This is a genomic window from Aeromonas sp. S13(2024), assembly GCF_041402405.1.
GTDB lineage: Bacteria > Pseudomonadota > Gammaproteobacteria > Enterobacterales > Aeromonadaceae > Aeromonas > Aeromonas veronii.
Genome location: NZ_JBGLRA010000002.1, coordinates 329,360 through 348,373 on the forward strand (window position 1 = coordinate 329,360; position 19,014 = coordinate 348,373).

The 19,014-nt window shown below is 60.5% G+C and carries 16 protein-coding genes and 4 tRNA genes; 7 read left to right on the forward strand and 13 right to left on the reverse strand.

Annotated elements, in window-relative coordinates; all coding sequences use genetic code 11:
• Positions 1-34 precede the first annotated feature (34 nt).
• The 3 genes from dusC to ACB042_RS05310 all read left to right on the forward strand — a co-directional run bounded on the left by dusC (position 35) and on the right by ACB042_RS05310 (position 2,326).
• Positions 35-979, forward strand: coding sequence for a tRNA dihydrouridine(16) synthase DusC (dusC, locus tag ACB042_RS05300; RefSeq protein WP_335865500.1), 945 nt, complete (start codon positions 35-37; stop codon positions 977-979).
• Positions 980-1,076: 97 nt separating this feature from the next.
• The gene (locus ACB042_RS05305; protein WP_005333451.1) at positions 1,077-1,445 is read left to right on the forward strand and encodes a hypothetical protein; all 369 of its coding nucleotides are present in this window, start codon (positions 1,077-1,079) and stop codon (positions 1,443-1,445) included.
• Positions 1,446-1,606: 161 nt separating this feature from the next.
• Positions 1,607-2,326, forward strand: a complete 720-nt coding sequence (locus ACB042_RS05310; RefSeq protein WP_335848449.1) for a transporter substrate-binding domain-containing protein — start codon at positions 1,607-1,609, stop codon at positions 2,324-2,326.
• A 116-nt stretch (positions 2,327-2,442) separates the two neighbouring features.
• Here ACB042_RS05310 and yjjG read toward each other — a convergent pair whose 3' ends face one another.
• The 6 genes from yjjG to ACB042_RS05340 all read right to left on the reverse strand — a co-directional run bounded on the left by yjjG (position 2,443) and on the right by ACB042_RS05340 (position 5,386).
• On the reverse strand, positions 2,443-3,123 hold the full coding sequence (gene yjjG / locus ACB042_RS05315) for a pyrimidine 5'-nucleotidase (RefSeq protein WP_371177966.1): 681 nt from the start codon (positions 3,121-3,123) through the stop codon (positions 2,443-2,445).
• Positions 3,124-3,137: 14 nt separating this feature from the next.
• Positions 3,138-4,637, reverse strand: coding sequence for a leucyl aminopeptidase family protein (locus ACB042_RS05320; RefSeq protein ID WP_371178017.1), 1,500 nt, complete (start codon positions 4,635-4,637; stop codon positions 3,138-3,140).
• 171 nt (positions 4,638-4,808) lie between these two features.
• Positions 4,809-4,885 (reverse strand) — tRNA-Met (locus ACB042_RS05325).
• Positions 4,886-4,973: 88 nt separating this feature from the next.
• Positions 4,974-5,050, reverse strand: a tRNA-Met gene (locus ACB042_RS05330).
• Positions 5,051-5,138: 88 nt separating this feature from the next.
• Positions 5,139-5,215: transfer RNA gene (locus ACB042_RS05335), tRNA-Met, on the reverse strand.
• Positions 5,216-5,309: 94 nt separating this feature from the next.
• Positions 5,310-5,386: transfer RNA gene (locus ACB042_RS05340), tRNA-Met, on the reverse strand.
• Positions 5,387-5,582: 196 nt separating this feature from the next.
• Between ACB042_RS05340 and glgX the strand changes: the two genes are divergently transcribed.
• Positions 5,583-7,646 (forward strand): glycogen debranching protein GlgX, encoded by a 2,064-nt coding sequence (glgX, locus tag ACB042_RS05345; RefSeq protein WP_371177967.1) that lies wholly within the window; start codon positions 5,583-5,585, stop codon positions 7,644-7,646.
• A 94-nt stretch (positions 7,647-7,740) separates the two neighbouring features.
• Here the strand turns inward: glgX and ACB042_RS05350 are convergent, their stop codons facing one another.
• From ACB042_RS05350 to ACB042_RS05360, 3 genes are all read right to left on the reverse strand, one after another.
• Entirely contained in the window at positions 7,741-8,460 is a 720-nt protein-coding gene (locus ACB042_RS05350) for a hypothetical protein (RefSeq protein ID WP_371177968.1), read from the reverse strand.
• A 197-nt stretch (positions 8,461-8,657) separates the two neighbouring features.
• On the reverse strand, positions 8,658-10,295 hold the full coding sequence (locus ACB042_RS05355; protein WP_005333463.1) for an ATP-dependent endonuclease: 1,638 nt from the start codon (positions 10,293-10,295) through the stop codon (positions 8,658-8,660).
• A gap of 262 nt (positions 10,296-10,557) precedes the next feature.
• Positions 10,558-11,436 carry a helix-turn-helix domain-containing protein gene (locus ACB042_RS05360; RefSeq protein ID WP_005333465.1) on the reverse strand — a complete coding sequence of 293 codons (879 nt, stop codon included), beginning with the start codon at positions 11,434-11,436 and terminating at the stop codon, positions 10,558-10,560.
• A 173-nt stretch (positions 11,437-11,609) separates the two neighbouring features.
• Between ACB042_RS05360 and ACB042_RS05365 the strand changes: the two genes are divergently transcribed.
• Both ACB042_RS05365 and ACB042_RS05370 read left to right on the forward strand, forming a co-directional pair.
• Positions 11,610-12,527, forward strand: coding sequence for a DMT family transporter (locus ACB042_RS05365; RefSeq protein ID WP_371177969.1), 918 nt, complete (start codon positions 11,610-11,612; stop codon positions 12,525-12,527).
• 69 nt (positions 12,528-12,596) lie between these two features.
• Positions 12,597-13,463: a LysR family transcriptional regulator gene (locus ACB042_RS05370; RefSeq protein ID WP_371177970.1), complete on the forward strand. Its 867-nt coding sequence runs from the start codon at positions 12,597-12,599 to the stop codon at positions 13,461-13,463.
• 76 nt (positions 13,464-13,539) lie between these two features.
• Here ACB042_RS05370 and ACB042_RS05375 read toward each other — a convergent pair whose 3' ends face one another.
• From ACB042_RS05375 to ACB042_RS05390, 4 genes are all read right to left on the reverse strand, one after another.
• Positions 13,540-14,316, reverse strand: a complete 777-nt coding sequence (locus ACB042_RS05375; RefSeq protein WP_005333472.1) for a TSUP family transporter — start codon at positions 14,314-14,316, stop codon at positions 13,540-13,542.
• Between the two features lie 177 nt (positions 14,317-14,493).
• Positions 14,494-15,249, reverse strand: a complete 756-nt coding sequence (locus ACB042_RS05380) for a tRNA-uridine aminocarboxypropyltransferase (RefSeq protein WP_371177971.1) — start codon at positions 15,247-15,249, stop codon at positions 14,494-14,496.
• Positions 15,250-15,422: 173 nt separating this feature from the next.
• Positions 15,423-16,634 (reverse strand): ROK family protein, encoded by a 1,212-nt coding sequence (locus tag ACB042_RS05385; protein ID WP_042055876.1) that lies wholly within the window; start codon positions 16,632-16,634, stop codon positions 15,423-15,425.
• Positions 16,635-16,766: 132 nt separating this feature from the next.
• Positions 16,767-18,434 carry a methyl-accepting chemotaxis protein gene (locus ACB042_RS05390; RefSeq protein ID WP_069529311.1) on the reverse strand — a complete coding sequence of 556 codons (1,668 nt, stop codon included), beginning with the start codon at positions 18,432-18,434 and terminating at the stop codon, positions 16,767-16,769.
• Positions 18,435-18,557: 123 nt separating this feature from the next.
• On the opposite strand from ACB042_RS05390, the gene ACB042_RS05395 reads away from it, so the two are divergent.
• Entirely contained in the window at positions 18,558-19,013 is a 456-nt protein-coding gene (locus ACB042_RS05395; RefSeq protein ID WP_083250005.1) for a YchJ family protein, read from the forward strand.
• The last annotated feature ends 1 nt before the right edge of the window (position 19,014 follow it).

Genomic DNA, 19,014 nt, shown 5'->3' on the forward strand with positions numbered 1-19,014 from the left:
TCTTTTTTCTCCCCACTCTCGTCGGAAAGCCGTTATGCGCGTTATTTTGGCCCCCATGCAGGGGGTACTGGATCACCTGATGCGGGAGGTTCTCACCTCCGTCAATGATTACGATCTCTGCGTGAGCGAGTTTATCCGGGTCGTCGATCAGCTGCTGCCCGCCAAGGTGTTCTACCGCCTCTGCCCTGAACTACTACAAGATGGCAAAACCCGTGCAGGCACCCCGGTGCGGGTCCAGCTTCTGGGGCAACACCCCGAGTGGCTGGCCGAGAACGCCGTGCGCGCCATCGAGCTGGGCTCCCCCGGGGTCGATCTCAACTTCGGCTGTCCCGCCCCTACGGTCAACAAGAGCAAGGGCGGTGCGGTGCTGCTCAAAGAGCCCGAGACCATCTACCGCATCGTCAAGGCGGTGCGCGAGGCGGTGCCCGCCCATCTGCCGGTGAGCGCCAAAATTCGCCTCGGTTACGATGACAAGGATCTCTATCTGGAGAACGCTCAGGCGGTCCTCCAGGGGGGCGCCAACGAGCTGGCCGTTCATGCCCGCACCAAGCGCGAAGGCTACAAGGCCCCCGCTCACTGGGAGTATGTGGACGCCATTCGCCGCGCCCTGCCCATCCCCGTCACCGCCAACGGCGAGATTTGGGATCATAAAGATGCCCTCACCTGCGCCAGGGTCTCGGGTTGCGATGCCCTGATGGTCGGGCGCGGCGCCATCTCCCTGCCCAATCTGGCCAACGTGATGAAAACCGGCTGCCCGCACATGAGCTGGGCCGAGGTGCTGCAGTTGATGGTGAGCTATACCGAGCAGGATCTGGCCAGCGAAAAAGCCGACTACTACCCCAGCCGCATCAAGCAGTGGTTCAGCTATCTCAAGCGGGAATATCCCAAAGCGGACCTGCTGTTTCAGGAGATCCGGGTGCTCAAAGAGACGGATCCGATCCGCGATGCCCTGCTGCAAGCAGCCAAAAGCCACGGCTAACCACGTTTAACTTGACGCATATCATCTTGATAGAGTTATCGGATCCCTATACTGCCCCGAATCTGTCGTCTGTCCTGTGGGGGATAATGTGTGTGAAATGACGCAAGCACAGTTGACTGTCTGGCGTAATCGCCTGCTGTCAGACTGGGCCCAAGTAAGAGAAACGCTGATCGGTCAGCTTAAAGCCTGCCGCCGTGACGAGTGGGCCGAACAGGTCGGTCACTGCGAGCAGGATCAACTGGTGGAACTGACCAGCCGGCTTGATCTGCCGAAGGTTGAGCAGAGCGTGGCCCGCCTCAAGCGGATCGATGCAGCACTCTGCCAGATGGATCTCGGCCTCTATGGCCTCTGCTCCGATTGTGAAGAGCCGCTTTCCATCGAACAGCTGGAACAGGATCCGACCCTGCAACGCTGCCCGCGCTGTGAAACCCGTTATCGCAAGGGATTCCACGCCCACGAACTGTGAGGGATGCACATCTGTGCATCCGCTCAACCCTCAGCACTGGTTACTCCGTCGTTCCTGTCCAATACTCAACCGTATCAGCCTGTTCGAGGGTATGCGTTGTGTACAGACTCTTGTTGTTATGGTGTTTGTGTTGCCAGGCTAAGGCACAGGAGTCATTGGTCGTGGGCTGGGTCGACTGGCAGCCCTTCAGTTATCGCAATGAACAGCAACAGCTCCGCGGACTGGATGTGGAGCTGCTCAACGCAATCTTCCTTCGGGCCGGTTATCAGGCCAAATTCAGTGAAATGCCCTGGGCTCGCGTGCTGCACGAGCTGAAATTCGGCACGGTTCAGCTGACCATGTCAGCCAATATCACCGCCGAGCGGCAGCAATATGCCCGCTTCAGCCACCCCTATCGGGAAGAGGAGACGGCCATCATCATCCGTCGGCAAGATGCCGAACGCTGGCGCGGGATCACCACCCTCGAGCAGTTGATCAACACCCCCGACTTCCATATCGGGGTGCTCAAGGGCTTTGATTACGGCAATACCTTCCGCCAGTTGATGGCAAGGCCCGAGCTGCAGCCTCGCTTGCAGATGCGCCTGCGGCTGGATCAGCTGCTGAAGATGTTGCAAGGGGGACGGATCCAGGGGTTTATTCTGGATCCCCACGGACTGCAGGGGTGGCAGGATAAGGATGAAGTGCAGGATCAGCTGCATACCCTGCTGCGTATCGAAGTCACGCCGGTTCACCTGATGCTGAGCAAAGAGAGCACTACTGAGGCGCAACTGCAGCGGATCAATCAGGCTATCGATCAATTGAAACAGAGTCCCGACTATCAGCAGATCCTCGATCGCTACCAGTTCAGATCCCTGCATTCACAGGAAAACATTCATAAGTAAGGGGAGCATCAGCTCCCCTTACTGTCTCAAGCAAACCCAATCCTGTCTCAAACAACCCTGGTTGCAACTTGCCAGGACGTTTTGGTCACCGATAACGTGATGGTTAAACTTGGCTATCAGCGTCCCAGCACAATGTCGGCAAGGTGGGCGAAGTGGTGGATTTCGTGTGTGGCATCGCACTCGCCCGCTTGCCGCGCCGGGTTGTACCAGCAGGTTGCCAGCCCCTGCGCCGCCGCCCCGGCAATATCGGTTTTCGGATTATCCCCCACCATCAGCACCCGCGCAGGATCCGGCTGCCCCATCAGGGAGAGGGTGTGCTGGAAAATAGCTGGCGCCGGCTTGGTCACCCGGATCTCGTCGGAGATCACCAGCGGCTCGAACCACTCGCTCCAGCCCAGTTTGCCGAGCCGCCCCCGCTGAGGCACGCTGAAACCATTGGTGATGATCCCCATCCGCACCTTGCTGCGCAGCTGCTGCAGGGTCTCGACCACCCCTTCGAGAGGCATGCTAAGGGCAATGATTTGCTCCAGAAAGGTGTTGTTCATCGCCATGGGATCGGCGGTAACCTGCTGGGCAAAGAGGGAGAAGCGGGTCTGCTGCAACGCCGTTGCATCGATCTCGCCGTCGTTGTACTGCTGCCAGAGCCCATGGTTGAGGGCGTGATACTGCGCCATGCTGGCGTCATCAGCCTGTACGCCATAGATCTGCAAGGTGTGCGTCAGCGCAGAGGCGACCGGAAAATCGAGCAGGGTTTCATCCAAATCGAACAGCACCCAGTCATAGCTTGGTTGTTTCACAGAACTCCTTGTTATCATTCAGATTGTTCAGAGGCTTGACGACCAACTCTGCCAAGCGGGCTGGCCAGCAGATCCAGCGTGAGACGCACGCCAAAGCCGGTCACTTCGCTGGAGACCACCCCATTGCCCCCCTTGTTGCGAAAACCGCTCAGGTCGAAGTGCAGCCAGGGGGTCTGCTCGGGCACGAAGTGGGCGAGGAAACGGGCCGCATCGATGTGATCCGGCGAACTGCCCGGCGCACACTGCAACAGATCGGCCCACTCGCTTTCGATGTTGTCGTCGTAATCGTCATCAAGCGGGAAGGGCCAGATCCGCTCGCCGCTGCGCTGACCCAGATTGACCAGCGATGCCATCCATTCGCTGCGATTGGTAAAGACGCCGCTGTAACGGCTACCCAGCGCCCGTTTGCAGGCCCCGGTCAGGGTCGCGTAATCAAGCAGCAGATCCGGAGTATCCTGCACCGCCATCGCCAAGGTGTCGGCCAATACCATCCGCCCTTCGGCATCGGTATCGACCACCTCGATGGAGGTGCCATTGATGGCAGTCACCACCTCGCCGGGGCGATAGGCGTGAGGGCCGATATGGTTCTCGGCAATGGCCAGCCAGCAGTGTACCTCGTACGGTAGCTGAGCTCGGCTGATGGCGTAGAGGGTACCAAGCGCCACTGCACTGCCCCCCATGTCCAGATGCATGCCATACATGCTGCCAGAGACCTTGAGGTTGTAACCGCCAGAGTCGTGGCAGATCCCCTTGCCCACCAACGCAATGCGGCGCACCGGCTTGGGTGGGTAGTAGCTGAGCTTGACCATGGCCCCCTGATTGTCTTCCGAGCCACGAGCAACAGCCAGAAACGCCCCCGCCCCCAGCTCGGCCAGCTGCGCCTGATCATAGTGATGGCACTGCCACCCCTCATCTTGCGCCAGCTTGCTGACAAACTCGCGATAGCTGGCGGCCGTCAGCTCGGAGGCAGGCAACACCGCCAGATGGCGAGCCAGCCCGTTGCCCCCCGCTTCGCTGTAAAGGCGTGCCAAGTCCAGCACCACTGCGGGTGAAACCTTGATCTGCTGATAGCTCCAGCTGATTTCACTGCGGCGCTTGCTGGTGGGCAACGAAATATTGGCGGCAAGCAGGGTCGACAACATCACTTCGGCCAGCATCACTCGCTCAGAGGGAGAAAAACCTTCCAGATGCAGCCCGAGCCGCTCCACATTGAGCCCAGAAAGAGGAGCAATCCAGCCTCTGATCTGTTTATAGAGGCGGTGATCCCGCGTCACACTGCCGGCCACAAACATCACCTGCAACAGGGTATTGCCATGCATCAGGGTAAAGGGCGCTTTTTTCCCCAGCGCAAGCTGGGTCTGGAGACCCGCAAGGGCGGGGAGCGAAAGCAAGGACTCCTTCTGCTCTTCGGCGATCAGCAGCAGTTGCAACGGCAGCCCTTGGGCAAGGGCTTCGGCCAGCGTGGCATCCCGGCTTTCAATAGCAGGAGGAAGATAGGTGAAGGGAGTGATCACAGGCGCGTGCCTCATCCATGAAGAGATACCTGATGATACCCAACAAATGGTTGATACGACCAGTTTTGGTCTTGAAAAAGCGTCAGAAATAGCAGCAATCACCAGATGGTGACGAGCATCAAGAAGGATTGTTCAATGATTGGCAATGCAGGAAGGGAACGTTCAGAAAGTTGGTTGCGGGGGCCGGATTTGAACCGACGACCTTCGGGTTATGAGCCCGACGAGCTACCGAACTGCTCCACCCCGCGTCCGAATTGTCACCCCCAAGCCGAGCAGTAGCTTGATGGCGTTTGTCTGCTTTCGACTGTTTACACAATCGCAAGCTGACGAAAAAGTTGGTTGCGGGGGCCGGATTTGAACCGACGACCTTCGGGTTATGAGCCCGACGAGCTACCGAGCTGCTCCACCCCGCGTCCGAATTGTCACCCTCAAGCCGAGCAGTAGCTTGTTGGCGTTTGTCTGCTTTCGACTGTTTATACAATCGAAAACTGACGAAAAAGTTGGTTGCGGGGGCCGGATTTGAACCGACGACCTTCGGGTTATGAGCCCGACGAGCTACCGAGCTGCTCCACCCCGCGTCCGAATTTTTCTCGAAGTGGCCGAGCAGTAGCCAGTTCGATTTCTCCTTTCCCACCAACCGGTTACACCGGCTTGACTGGTCAGGATCTCAGATGGTTGCGGGGGCCAGATTTGAACTGACGACCTTCGGGTTATGAGCCCGACGAGCTACCGGGCTGCTCCACCCCGCGTCTGAGGTCGCCAATAATAGGCGCCAGCGCACAGATTGCAAGTAAATATCTCAAAAAAAGTTTATTCGTAGATTAATCGGACAAATAGTGCGGTCATTAGCAGCATCATGCTGTTTTTTCAGGCAATCGAGTCCTTGCCAGGCATCCGGCACTACACTCAATAAGGTGAACACTCCTCATTTTGGGTAGGTAGAATATGCGCATCTCCGCCGGTCACTGCCGTCAGTTGGGGGCCACACCCGACAGTAACGGCGTCAACTTTGCGATCTGGGCACGCCTCGCCAGCCGGGTCGAACTGCTGCTCTTCGCAAGCGCAGACGATGCGACCCCCGAGGTGATCCCCCTCTCCCCGCGCCTAAACCGCACCGCCTACTACTGGCATATCCATGTGGAGGGGATCTCGGTCGGGCAACGTTACGCCTATCGCATTCAGGGCCCGTGGCGCCCATATGGCGGCACCCGCTTCGATGCCGAGAAGGTGTTGCTCGACCCTTACGGCCGCAGCATCGAGCTTGGCGCCAATTACGATCGATGGGCGGCGGCCCGTCCAGGCAGCAATCTGGCTTGTTGCGCCAAGAACAAGGTGGTTGATACTCGCTACTACGACTGGGAAGGAGACAAACTGCCCGCTCACTCCCTCTCCCGCTCGGTGATCTACGAGCTGCATCTGGGGGGCTTTACCAAGTCCCCGAGCTCCGGGGTCGATCCGGCGCTGCGTGGCACCTATCTAGGGCTGATTGAGAAGATCCCCTACCTGCAATCTCTCGGTGTCACCGCCGTCGAGCTGCTGCCGGTGTTCCAGTTCGATCCTCAGGATGCGCCCAAAGGACTCTCCAACTACTGGGGTTACAGCCCCATGTCCTTTTTCGCCCCCCACGCCCAATACGCCTGCGGCGATGATCCGCTGACCGAGTTTCGCGACATGGTCAAGGCGCTGCACAAGGCCAATATCGAGGTGATCCTGGACGTGGTTTACAACCACACCGCCGAAGGGGGAAATGATGGCCCCACCTTCTCGTTTCGCGGCATCGACAACGAGGCCTACTACATCCTCGACAACAACCAGAAGGACACCAACTATTCGGGCTGCGGCAACACCTTCAACGGCGCCCATCCGGTGGTGCTGCGGATGATCATGGACAGCCTCCACTTCTGGCGTCAGGAGATGCACGTCGATGGCTTTCGGTTTGATCTGGCTGCCATTCTGTCGCGGGATGAATCGGGTCAACCGCAGGCCAATGCGCCTACCTTGCGCACCATAGATACCGACCCCAACATCGCCGACATCAAGCTGATTGCCGAAGCCTGGGACGCGGGGGGACTCTATCAGGTGGGGTCACTGGCCGGCGCCCGCTGGCGTGAGTGGAACGGCCAGTTCCGGGATGATGTGCGCCGCTTCCTGCGCGGGGATGACAACAGCGTCACCGCCTTTGTCGAGCGGCTGTGCGGCAGTCCCGACATCTACCACTATCACCACGCCGATCCCGAGAAAAGCATCAACTTCGTTACCTGCCACGACGGTTTTACCCTGTGGGACTGGGCCAGTTACAACAGCAAGCACAACGAGGCCAACGGGGAGGAGAACCGTGACGGCTGCGATCATAACTTCAGCTGGAACCACGGCCATGAAGGGGTGACAGAAGATCCCCAGATCAACGCCCTGCGGATGCGCCAGGCCAAAAACATGATGGTGGCGACCCTGCTCTCGGTGGGCTCCCCCATGCTGCTGATGGGAGACGAGCTGCTGCGCACCCAGCGGGGCAACAACAACGGCTACTGTCAGGACAACGCCACCTGCTGGATGAACTGGCTGCCCAATGCCCGCAGTCAGGAGATGTTCCGCTTTATGAAGGAGCTGATCCAGTACCGCAAACACCTGTTTCAGCGCCCGGAACAGGAGAGCATGCCGCTGTCACTCACCGAGATCCTGCGCCACAGCGAGATCTGCTGGCACGGGGTCAACGCCGGGCAACCGGATTTCAGCCCCCACTCCCACGCCATCGCCATGTCGGCGCTGTCGAGCGAAACCAAGCTGGCGCTCTATGTGCTGTTCAACGCCTACTGGGAGCCCCTCACCTTCAACCTGCCGAGCCCGCCAAAGGGGGTCGGCGGCTACTGGCGGCGGATCCTCGATACCGCCCTCCCCTCGCCGCAAGATATCTGCACCTTCGGCATGCCGCTGGAGGGGCTGACCCGGGAGTATCTCGCCCAGCCGCGCAGCAGCTGCCTCTTTATCTGCGGGGCCGACGATTTCTATTGATCGATTGCTGTGAATTGATAGTTGCGATTCCTGCAAGCCAGATATGCAAAAGCCCCGAGCCAAGGCTCGGGGCTTTCTCTTTTCAGCGCCAGTGTCAGATCAGCTGGTGCAACACACTGGTAGCGGCAATCTGGGCGATCAGCAGGCCACACAGGGAGGTGGAGACCACCACTGGCGCGGTATCACGCTGCAAATAGAGCGGGCTGAACCAGAGCAGCAGAGAGGCCACCAGCAACGCTGCCTGGGTCACCACCGCCGGGATCAGGGCATCAAGATTGGCCTCCCCCCCTTGCCAGCCCACCAGCACTGCCAGCCAGACAAGGCTGGCCATCGCCCCCACCAGACCGGCCAGCGGCAACAGGGTGTTGAATGCCTTGAGACGATGACGGGCCCGCAGCAGCATCAGGTGGGCAAAGGCCGCCCCCAGTATCGCCATCTGCAGCAGGCCGCTCACCCAGCCCTGCAGTTGCAGCAGCCCGATGCCATAGAGAGCGAGCGGCAACGCTGGTAGCCAGAGCAGTGTCGAGGGGACTGAACGCTTGCCTTCCAGCCGTGACTGGGCCAGCGACAAGCCAACCCCGAGCACCAGTGCAGCCCCACCACTCCAGATGAGCCAGCTGGCCGCCTTGGCCTCGACCGCCAGCATCAGAGATAGCGCGGTAATAACCCAGATGGAGAAGAGCTGCTGACTGATGCGCGAGCGCTGGCCAGGGCAGATATCACCGCGCCACAGCACGATGCCGAGGGCGATCAGGGCGCCAAGCGCCATCAATCCGGTGAGAGGAAAGAGCCAAAAAGGGAGTTGGACGAACACGACGCCTCCAGCAGTAAAGATTCGAGGTGCGCCACCGGGGCGCCAGAGAGGGGCGAGTATACCCAAACCGGCGGCTATCCCCAATCGCGACAAACAATCGCGGGCAAACAATCCGGGGCAATTTGCGCCAGCAGGGCCCACCTTGAAGGGTGCCCTGCTGGCAGCCATGTCCATAGGGACGGGATACGGCGCTGGCTTTAGCCCTGACCGCGGGCCAGCGCCACCACCCGGGCAAACATCTGGCGGATCACCGGAGGAATATGCTCGGCGCCGAGCCGCTCCGCCTCTTCCACCACCGCCAGCGCCATTCCCGGCTTGCTGCGGTGATGAATAGCCTTATTGATGATGTGACTGGCGCTCCACATGGCGCGCCCGCCCACCCCGGCTTCGCGGCGAAACACAGCTTCAAAACCGTTGTGATAGAGGTAGTGCTCGATGTCGGCGGCAGGGAGCTGGGTCAGTCGGTCCCGCTCCCGCTCTCCCTTGAGCTGGCCCCGGGCCGAGGTGGCATACTTGAGCCCCGCCTCGTCGCCATCGGTCAGCAGGTGCCACTCGATGCCAAAGTCCCGCGCCACCTTGATGAGCGGCGACTGGCCGCACTGGGCAAACTCGATGATCCGCACCCCTTCGGCCCGCAGACTGTAACCGCAGATCTGCGCCAGCTCGGAGAGCAGCCAGATCTCGGTCTCCCCCTCCACCAGCAGCCAGCAACGGGCAAACAGCGACATGGGGCGGTTGATCCGCACGTGGAAGGCGATCTTGCGCAGATCGTCGCTGCTGTAACGCTCGCCCCCCAGCTGGTGACAGAGGATATCCTGCTGACGGCGCACCAGCCGCCGCACCTGATTGAGAGGCAGGGAGGAGAGCAAGTCCCCCGAGTTGGTGGTGAGCAGCTTCTGGCCCGGCAGTTGTTCCAGCAGCCCCCACGCCAGCGCCAGCATGGTCGGGTGCAGCCGGCTCTCAGGATCCTCCAGGATCATGATGGGACGGGCCCCCTCCTCCAGCTCGCGGTTGCCCCGCGCTTGCAACAGGGTAGCCGCCATCCCTGCCATCGCCAGCTGCAGCGCGCGGTTATCGGCGCGGCGCAGCAGGGTATGCAGGTTGCCCGGGTTGCGCAATGTCATGGGGCGATTGATGATGTCGCGCTGACTGCGCGGCTTGTTCTTGATGGGGGCCAGGGCGTTGAAGTAGTGATCCATCAGCTGGCGCACCGCCTGCAGCGCCTCTTTGAGCTCCGGTTCGCCGATCCGCTGGGGTTCGTCGATCAGCTTGTCCGCCAGCTCGCTCAGGCGATGCTCGGAGAGATCTCCCCACTGCAATGTCTCCACCCCGTTGCGAGCGGTACGGGCGTCCCGCAGCCGGAACACCGGGTTCATGGTGATGAGCATGCAGACCAGCTCGTGGGTATTGGCGATGGGCAAGCTCTTGCCTACCCCGTCGAGAAAGTCGTGAATGGTGAGCACAGAGCCATCCGCCTGCAGCTCGGCGCTGGCGCGATAGTGAATGCGGTGGAATTTGTCCTTGTGCAGCACCCAGGAGGGGCAAAGACGGGCCAGCCGACGGGAGTGCTGACACATCTGGGGTCTGTGCTCACTGAAGGTGAGCACCAGTTGCAGGTGGCGCGCCGGGGCCAATTCGGGATCTTCCGGTTGGTGAAAATCCTCGGCGGTGAACTGATAGGGCTCGGCATCCTGCCCCAGCAGACACCAGAGGGCGCGCAGCAGGCTCGATTTACCCCAGGTATTTTCACCAATCAGCACTGTGGTCTGATCCAGCCCGAGCGACAGGCGATTTATACCGCGAAAACCTTTGACTTCAATACGTTCCAGAAACATCCAGCCATGTCCACATCATTGTGATGGGGCAATAGTGGCAAAGTTACCGGAAAAATCCTATCGCAGGCGGGGCTTTTTCAACGTGAACTGTGAGGCACTGCAGGTTCGGGAGGGGTAACAACAGCGGTGCGATCTTGCGGGGCATTCCAGTGGCTGAACCAGAGATGACGGGTACGGATTTGACGTTTGCGATAATTCAATGGGCATTCCTTTCAATGGATAAGTGGTAGAGAGTACACCTCTTTTGCCCAAAGTCTCAGGGTTATCTGTGACGAGAAGATGACAATTGCGCCCGCCACTGCCCCGGCGTCAAACCAAACGCCTCGCGAAAACGATTACCGAAATGGGCCTGGGAAGAGAAGCCACACTGACTGGCGATGCTGGCCAGCGGCTCGGGGCCAGCCAACAGCTGCTTGGCCCGTTTGAGCCGCAGCCCAAGCAGATAACGATGGGGCGGGCAGCCGAGACTCTGGCCGAACATGCGGGCAAAGTGATACTCGCTCAGCCCCGCCTGCTGGGCCAGCTCTGCCAGCGTGACCGAATCGGCCAGATGGGCTTGCAGATACTCCTGCACCCGCTTGATCACCACGGGCGCCAGCCCGCCGCGCAGAGGCGGCAGGCCGGGAGCCTCCTCGGTGTGGTGGCGATAGGCGTGGAGGATCAACATCCAGGCGCCGTGGGAGAGTGCCAACCGATCGACCCCGTGCTGCCACTGCAGTTGCATCAACTGGCGCTGCACCAGCCCGGCCGCCTGCGGATCGTCGATAAAGGTCTTGTCCACCAGTTGCAGGTGGCGCCCCTCCTTGTCACACACCTCCTCGGCGATACGGGTGAGGTGAGCCGGGGTGAAGTAGAGATGAAAGAAGCGAAACTCTTCGCGCACCAGCCACTCGGATCTGTGGTGATCCGGCATGATGCACACCTTGCCGGTGCCACCGTGGCCACCCGGCCCATCGAGTCGCTCGGTCTGCTCGCCTCCTTGCAGATAGACGCTCAGGGTGTGGTGGCCCGGCTTGTGATAGCGGGTCTGGTCATAGCAGTTTCGCCAACTGGCGACGCCAAGCCCGGGTTCGAGCCAGCAGGCGTCCTCCAGCCGGGCGCCGGTGCTGACCAGTGCATCAAATACCCCTGCTGTTTTCATTCGCCCCTGCCGCCTGTTCCGGTTATGTGTACGTGTTATGCCGCTGCCCCCCATCTTACCGACCGCGCCCGCAGATGACAGCGAAGGGCGATGAAAAACCGCAAGATGGTGCAATCCAGCCATCAGGGCTCGCCCCATAGTGGGTCATCTCTCCCTGACTCACCGGAACTGTGATGAACCTGATGCTCTATCTTGCCACCGTGCTTATCTGGGGCAGCACCTGGATTGCCATCGCCTGGCAACTTGGTCCCATCCCCATCGAGGTGTCGGTGCTCTACCGCTTCCTGCTGGCGGCGGTGGCACTGTTTGCCCTGCTTACCGCCAGCGGCCGCTTTCCACGCCTCCCCTGGCACGGCCAGCGTTACGCCGCACTGCTCGGTGCCCTGCTCTTTTCCACCAACTTTCTCTGCTTCTACCACGCCACCCGCTATATTCCGAGCGGCATGTCGGCGGTGATCTTCGCAAGCGCCAGCATCTTCAACGGCCTCAACCTCTGGCTGTTCGAGGGCAAACGACCGAGTCTGCGCTGGCTGCAAGGGTCGCTACTGGGGCTCTTTGGCACCCTGCTGCTGTTCTGGCCGGTGCTGGCAGATGCGCAATTGGGTGCAAACGGCTGGAAGGGGTTGCTGCTCGCCTGCGGCGGCACCCTCTGCTTTTCGCTGGGCAATCTGGTCTCGGCCCGGGGCCAGCGCCATGGCTACCACGTACTGCAACTGGTGCCCTGGGGCATGGTTTACGGCGTGGTGCTGCTGCTGGGCTGGGTCACATTGCTCGGGCAGCAACTGGTGGTGCCGACCGATGGCCACTATCTGGCGGCCATGGTCTACCTCGCCCTGTTTGGCTCGGTGCTCGCCTTTACCGCCTATCTGACGCTGGTGGGACGCATCGGTGCCAGCAAGGCCTCCTACGCCACCGTGCTCTTTCCGCTGGTGGCGCTTACCCTCTCTACCTTCCATGAAGGCTTTGTCTGGCAGCCGGTCTCGGTGGCCGGAGTGGTGATCAGCCTGATCGGCAATCTGGTGATCTTCGCACCGCCCTTGAGCGAGTGGCGCATTCGACCGGCCAAGGCAGCAAACGACCCTTGCTCCTGAACCAGTCAGCCCCTAAGGTAGCGCTGATCAATCTGTGACGATCCTGATGGCGATAAACAAGGGGGCGAGATGTTACTGGAAGGGCTGGAGACGCTGAGCCTGCTGGCGAGTGAAGGGACCATGGCCAAGGTGGCCAGTCGCCTCTATATCAGCCAGTCAGCGGTAAGCAAGCGGATTGCCCAGCTGGAGCTGCGCCTTGGCAAGAAGCTGATCGAGCCGGAGGGGCGCCAGATCCGGCTCACCCCGCAGGCGCAGGAGCTGCTGGAGAGAGTGGCCCCGAGCTTGGCCGAAATGAAGGGAGTGCTGGCCGATAGTCAGGATCTGGCGGATCAGAGCCCCCTCCCCATCGCCTGCTCCGAAACCCTGCTGGCCGGTTATCTCGCCCACTTTATACGCGACTATCTGGAGCGCGATCCCCACCTTGCCCTCTCTACCCACCACACGCCGGTCATTCTGGTGCGGGTACGCAGCGGTGATGCCCTGCTCGGCATCTGCGCCGGTCGGCTCCCGCCCGGCCATGGCCTCGGCGCCGATCTGCTGCTTGAGGAGCCCTTTTATCTGGTTGGCGAGGCGCAGCAGATCCTGCCGCCAGCCAGCGCAGAAAGCAGGCGCAAGATCCTCACCATGGATCTGGAGAACCCTTCCAACCGCTACCTGCGCGAACCGCTGGCTTATTTGGGGCTGGAGCCCGCCATGGAGCTCGACTCCTATCTTGCGCTCATCGAACTCGCCAAGGCAGGTATTGGCCCTGTGCTGCTCCCCGCTGGCCTGCTGGGGCTGGTGGGAGAACAGGGGGAGATGGCCCGCCCACTGCCCGGGCTGGGCCGCCCCCTGCATCTGGTCTACCGGCCAAACAGCCTCAAGCGCGAGCGGATTGCCAGGCTGGTGAGCGCCCTGCAACAACACTTTCGCCACCGCAGCGACACACCGCGCTAGCGCTGTAAAACACCAGATATGACAACGGGGCCCGAGGGCCCCGTTAACAATTGCGATGCGGCAAGCAAGGCGCACATCAGATCCAGGCAAACAGCTCCGGATACTGGCTCCACACCAGCTTGGCGGACATCAGCAAGGAGACGGTCACCAGTAGCGGCTTGATCAGCTTCACCCCTTTTTTCAGCACCATCTTGGAGCCAAAACGAGCGCCGATGAACTGCCCCAGCGCCATGCAAAAACCGACACTCCACACCACCTTGCCGCCGAGCGCAAAGAACAGCAGGGAAGCGATATTCGAGGTGAAGTTGAGCAGCTTGGTATGGGCGGTGGCGCGCGCCATGCCAAAACCCGCCAGCGCCACGAAACCGATGGCAAAGAATGAACCGGTCCCCGGCCCGAAGAAGCCGTCATAGAAGCCGACCCCGCCCCCCACCAGCAGCGCAAACAGCATGGGAGTCAGACGGCGGGAGCTCTCGGCATCGCTTACCCGCGGCGAGAAGTAGAAGTAGCAGGCAAAGGCCATCAGCAGAAAAGGGAGCAGGCGCTCGAGAATGGCCGCGTCTATGGTCTGCACCGCCAGCGTGCCGATGGCCGCACCGATAAAGGTGCAGATCACCGCAGGCCAGATCATGGCCCACTCCAGCAGCCCCTTGCGGGCATAGAACCAGGTGGCGGAGAAGGAGCCAAAACTGCTCTGCAGCTTGTTGGTGCCAAGCACCAGCGCGGGCGGCATGCCGGTGGCAAGCAACGCTGGCACCGTCAGCAGGCCGCCACCACCGGCGATGGCATCGATAAAGCCGGCGACAAGCGCTACACCGAACAGGGCAAACAGGGTAACCAGTTCCAATTCCATCCATAGACCTCACGAGAGTGGGTTGCCCGAAGGAGCAACCGGAGATAACCAAAACGACGTTGTGCGGGGGTCTGCACAGGCTGTCCGCTATCCTAGCGAGCCACTGACCATGAATCTAACGAAACAGTGGCAGCCAATTGATTCCTTATTTTCATTAATTTGAGCTCAGAGGGCCCGTTAGCAAGCCGTTGAAGCGACGTTCGCTTCCTTGATGGCCGCCAGCGCCTCACAGAGATGATCCTCATCGGCACCGGGGAAACGGCTGACCCGACCGGCCATGTAGCGGCTGCTGAACAAGTTGAACCAGTGCTGCAGTGCCTGCCCCGCCTTGAGCTCTCCCGCCACTTCCAGCACGCAGGCCGCCACTTCGGCGGTGCAGAGGTGCTCATCGCAGTTGGCGACCCGCATGCCGTAGGTAGAAAGCGTATCGGGTTTGATGGCGAGCACCGGAAAACCGTCCAGATAGGGGCTCTTGTTGAACATCTTGCGCGCCTCCGGCCAAGTGCCGTCGAGCAGGATAAAGAGCGGTTTTTTACCCGGTGCCAGCGTCACCTCGCCGGTCAGGCGGGCAGGCTCCTTCTCGCAAGCGGGAAAGACTACATAGGGCTGCCAGGCGGGATCGGCCAGCAGGGCCCGCAGCTCGTGATGGGGCTGGGTGCGCGACCAGAGAAACGCCCAGGTGGTATCCGGCAACACATCGGCGATCAGGCGACCGGTGTTGGAGGGCTTCATCGGCTCGCTGTCATACATCAGCAGGCAGAAACCGGCCTCCGCTTTGAGTTCGGGGCGCCACTCGCAGGCACACCAATCCTCGCGCAGCTGACAGGCCGGACAGCGGGCCAGGGTGCCGCCACGGGCAAGAAACGGTCGGGTAGAGATACTCTTGCGCCAGGCCCGCAGGCGGTTGACGGCGTGATCAGGAACAGGCTTCATCTAGGTTCACAACTGGAGTCAAAACAGGAACGGAAGCGGTGCCAACATGTCATGGCGCCACAGGGCGCGATAACAGGGGACTGCCGGAAAAGCGCAAGATTGTACCGAGTTACGTGCTGGCGGAACAGCAATCCCTGCCCCTTTCGCCAGACGCAGAGCCAACTCCTCTTGCCTTAAGACTCCTGACAGCTGCGCAGCAGCTCCAGCAACAGGCTGCCATCGCGCAGTGCCTTGTGCACCTGCACCGAAGTGGGCTTGGTGGGATCTTCGTAGAAGTGGGTGGATTCAATCTGCAGCCGCACCAGATATTCGGCGGGCAACTGGCTGGCTAGCGACTGGTGCAGCATGGGGAACAGCAGCCGATCGGCACGGGTGATCTCCCCCCCTAGCAGCAGCTTGCCCGGATTGAGCAGGCAGATGAGATTGGAGAGCACCTTGGAGAGGCGACCCGCCGCCTGATGGAGAATATCCTGACAGAGGCCGTTGCCCGCCAGCGCCAGCTCGCACAGCTCGCGGATGGTGACGCTCTCGGGCAAGTCGTGCTCCTGCATCCGCTCGCGCAGATCCCGGTATTGCGCCTCCAGCGCCTGATTGGTCACCAGGGTGCAGGCGCAGCCAAAACCGCCGCAGTAGCAGCGCTGGCCATAGGGCTCGAGCTGCAGGTGGCTGAGATCGCCGAGCAGCGCATTCTCGCTCTCGATGAGCTGGCCATTGACCACCATGCCAACCCCGATGTCGTTGTGGACAAACACCAGCACCGCATCGGCGCAATTCTTGGCAGCCCCCCACTCTCGCTCGGCCTGGATCCAGGTGCGCACGTCTCCGCTCACCAGCACAGGTACCGAGAACGCCTGTTGCAGAGTCGGGCCAAGGGGCCAGTTGCGCAGATCGTAAAAGGGGAAGTGCTTGACCATGCCGGAGTGGCGCTCTACCTGACCTGGCAGACAGAGGGCTATACAGGCCAGACTGAGGGACTTTCTCGGCAAAAACACCTTGATGGCATGCACCAGACTGCCCAGCAGATCGGCGCGCTCCTCCTCGGTAAAGAGGTGGCGCTGGCGAGCCAGCGAGCGACCGGAGAAGTCAAACAGCGCCATATCCACGTAACCACGGCCAAGACGCATGGAGAGAAACTGGAAGCGGCGCTCGTTAATGCGCAGCAAGGTCTGACGACGGCCGCGCCCCACCGAACTTTCACCACAGGTAACCACCAGCCCCCCATCGAGCAGTTCCCGGGTGATCTTGGTGATACTGGCTGGCGAGAGACCGGTCAGGCGGGAGAGATCGGTGCGCGACAGCTCCTTGTGCTCTTCCAGGCTGGCATAGACCAGGCCGTAGTTGAGCTGCCGGATCAAATCGATACTACCTTTCACGATCTCATTCATAGGGTATGGGGCAAAGGCTGAAAAAAAGAGGCTGGCAATTTTCACACATTATTGGTCAATCCCCAAATAAAGTGCGGCCTGAACCGGGGGTCAGGCCGCATCTTGTGGTTGCCGTCACGGACCATTGCAAGATCAATAACGGAATTGCGAGACCAGTTTGCGCAATTTGTCACCGGTATTGGCCAGATCGCGGGTGGTGCTGTTGGATTCCACCGCCGCGCTGGTCAGCTCGCTGACAATCTGCTGAATGGCCACCAGGTTCTTGTTGATCTCCTCCGATACCGCGTGTTGCTCCTCGGCGGCGGTGGCGATCTGGATGTTCATGTCGTTGATGGTACTGACCGCCATCACCATGCTGTCGAGGGAGCTGGCGATATGGCTCGCCTCCTGCACCGTCTCCTGGCTGCGATCCTCGCTCGCCTGCATCACCTCCACCGCCTGCTTCACCCCGCCCTGCAGACGTTGCAGCATCTCGTTGATCTCCTTGGTGCTTTGTTGGGTACGACCGGCCAGCGAACGCACCTCGTCCGCCACCACCGCAAAGCCGCGTCCCTGCTCACCGGCACGGGCCGCCTCGATGGCAGCGTTCAGCGCCAGCAGGTTGGTCTGTTCGGCAATGCCGCGAATGACCTCCACCACCGAGCCGATCTTGGCGGTCTCTTGCGCCAATTGTTCGATAACGCCGGAGGCAGTATGCACCTCCCCCACCAGCCGGTTGATACTGTTGATGGCCCCGCTCACCACACCCCGGGCGGCGTCCGATTCACGGGCCGCATCGCTGGTTGCCGTCGCGGCATTGGAGGCACTGGCCGCCACCTCCTGCGCGGTGGAGCTCATTTCGGTCACCGCTGTGACCACCTGATCGGTCTCGCGACTGTGACCCTGCATCTGATGGTCATAGTGCTCGCTCAGATGGTGCAACTTGTCGACCGCGCTAAAGAGGTGGTTGCTGGTCTCGCCCACCTGACTTACCACCGACTGGATCCGCTCGACAAAGCGGTTGAAAGCGCTGGCCAGCTGGCCAATCTCATCCTGGCTCTGCACCTTGAGGCGCTGGGTCAGATCCCCGTCGCCGTTGGCGATATCGTTCAATGCCAGTACCGCATCCGCCAGCGGCTTGGTGACCCGGTTGCCCACAATAACGGTCGCCGCCAGGGTGATACCGAGGATCAGCAGGATCACCAGCACACTGCTCTGCAACGAGGCATGCATGTTGCTCTCGCGCTCTGCCCGCAAGGCTGCAAGTTCGTTGTCGATATCATCGATATAAAAACCGGTGCCAATGGCCCACTGGTATTTGTCCAGCACCAGAGTAAAGGCCAGTTTAGGTGCATCGCGACCGATGGAGGGCTTGGCCGTCCAGTATTCGGTAAATCCATCCCCCTGACGGGCCGACTTGAGGATCTCCTGGATCAGCAACTTGCCCTTGGCATCCTTGTCGTTCCAGCGGTTTTTCCCCTCCAGCTCGGTACGCACCGGCAACAGTATGGTGTTGCCCTCGAAGTCATAGACAAAGAAGTAGCCATCACTGCTGTAACGCAGCGGTCTGAGCAACTCTTTGACCTTTTGACGATTTTCCGGAGAATCCGGCAGAGAATACACGGCATCGACGGCGGTTTTGGCCATCATGATGTAACTGCTGAGCAGCGCTTTACGCTCTTTGATGGCATTTTCCCTCGCCACCACCAGATCAGACTCCAGATCGCGCTTGGAGACCATGTAGTTACTGAGATTGACCACCAGGGCCATCAGCAGCACGGGTACTGCACCCAGTAACAGGATTTTCTGCTTTAGCGTCATCTTTCACATCCTTGCAGCTGTTTTTATTGGAATTCCTTGCTTACTCATCAGTATAGGTGCTGGCAGGGCGAGCCCAGCTTTCGTTACAATTCCCTTAAACAAATCGGCCAGAACGTGAAAATCATGAATCTTTGTCCTTGCGGCTCAACCCTTTCTCTCGAATTGTGCTGTGGCTCACATCACAGTGGCGCTGTGGCTGACACCCCGGAACAGCTGATGCGCTCTCGCTACAGCGCTTTTGTGCTCAGTCTGGGGGAGTATCTGGTCCATAGCTGGCACCCGGCCCACCTTGGCGGCCTCACCGCCGAAGAGCTTTCACGCATCGACACCCGTTGGGATGGTCTCGAGATCATCGCCAGCCAGGGCGGCCCGGAGGATGAAACCGGGATGGTGGAGTTCAAAGCCTGGTTTCTGGAGGGGGATGAGCGTCACTGCCTCCATGAGCGTTCCCGCTTCGTGCGTTATCAGGGACGCTGGGTCTACACCGAGGGAGAGCAGGATCCGGCCCCCCTCAAAACCGGCCGCAACGATCCCTGCCCCTGTGGCAGCGGCAAAAAGCACAAGAAGTGCTGCGGCTGAC

Bases quoted from the DNA above. Each gene is read 5' to 3' on its own strand.
- dusC (WP_335865500.1), top strand. From the start codon at position 35: ATGCGCGTTATTTTGGCCCCCATGCAGGGGGTACTGGATCACCTGATG.
- ACB042_RS05305 (WP_005333451.1), top strand. From the start codon at position 1,077: ATGACGCAAGCACAGTTGACTGTCTGGCGTAATCGCCTGCTGTCAGAC.
- glgX (WP_371177967.1), top strand. From the start codon at position 5,583: ATGCGCATCTCCGCCGGTCACTGCCGTCAGTTGGGGGCCACACCCGAC.
- ACB042_RS05355 (WP_005333463.1), bottom strand. From the start codon at position 10,295: ATGTTTCTGGAACGTATTGAAGTCAAAGGTTTTCGCGGTATAAATCGC.
- ACB042_RS05360 (WP_005333465.1), bottom strand. From the start codon at position 11,436: ATGAAAACAGCAGGGGTATTTGATGCACTGGTCAGCACCGGCGCCCGG.
- ACB042_RS05365 (WP_371177969.1), top strand. From the start codon at position 11,610: ATGAACCTGATGCTCTATCTTGCCACCGTGCTTATCTGGGGCAGCACC.
- ACB042_RS05370 (WP_371177970.1), top strand. From the start codon at position 12,597: ATGTTACTGGAAGGGCTGGAGACGCTGAGCCTGCTGGCGAGTGAAGGG.
- ACB042_RS05375 (WP_005333472.1), bottom strand. From the start codon at position 14,316: ATGGAATTGGAACTGGTTACCCTGTTTGCCCTGTTCGGTGTAGCGCTT.
- ACB042_RS05380 (WP_371177971.1), bottom strand. From the start codon at position 15,249: ATGAAGCCTGTTCCTGATCACGCCGTCAACCGCCTGCGGGCCTGGCGC.
- ACB042_RS05385 (WP_042055876.1), bottom strand. From the start codon at position 16,634: ATGAATGAGATCGTGAAAGGTAGTATCGATTTGATCCGGCAGCTCAAC.
- ACB042_RS05390 (WP_069529311.1), bottom strand. From the start codon at position 18,434: ATGACGCTAAAGCAGAAAATCCTGTTACTGGGTGCAGTACCCGTGCTG.
- ACB042_RS05395 (WP_083250005.1), top strand. From the start codon at position 18,558: ATGAATCTTTGTCCTTGCGGCTCAACCCTTTCTCTCGAATTGTGCTGT.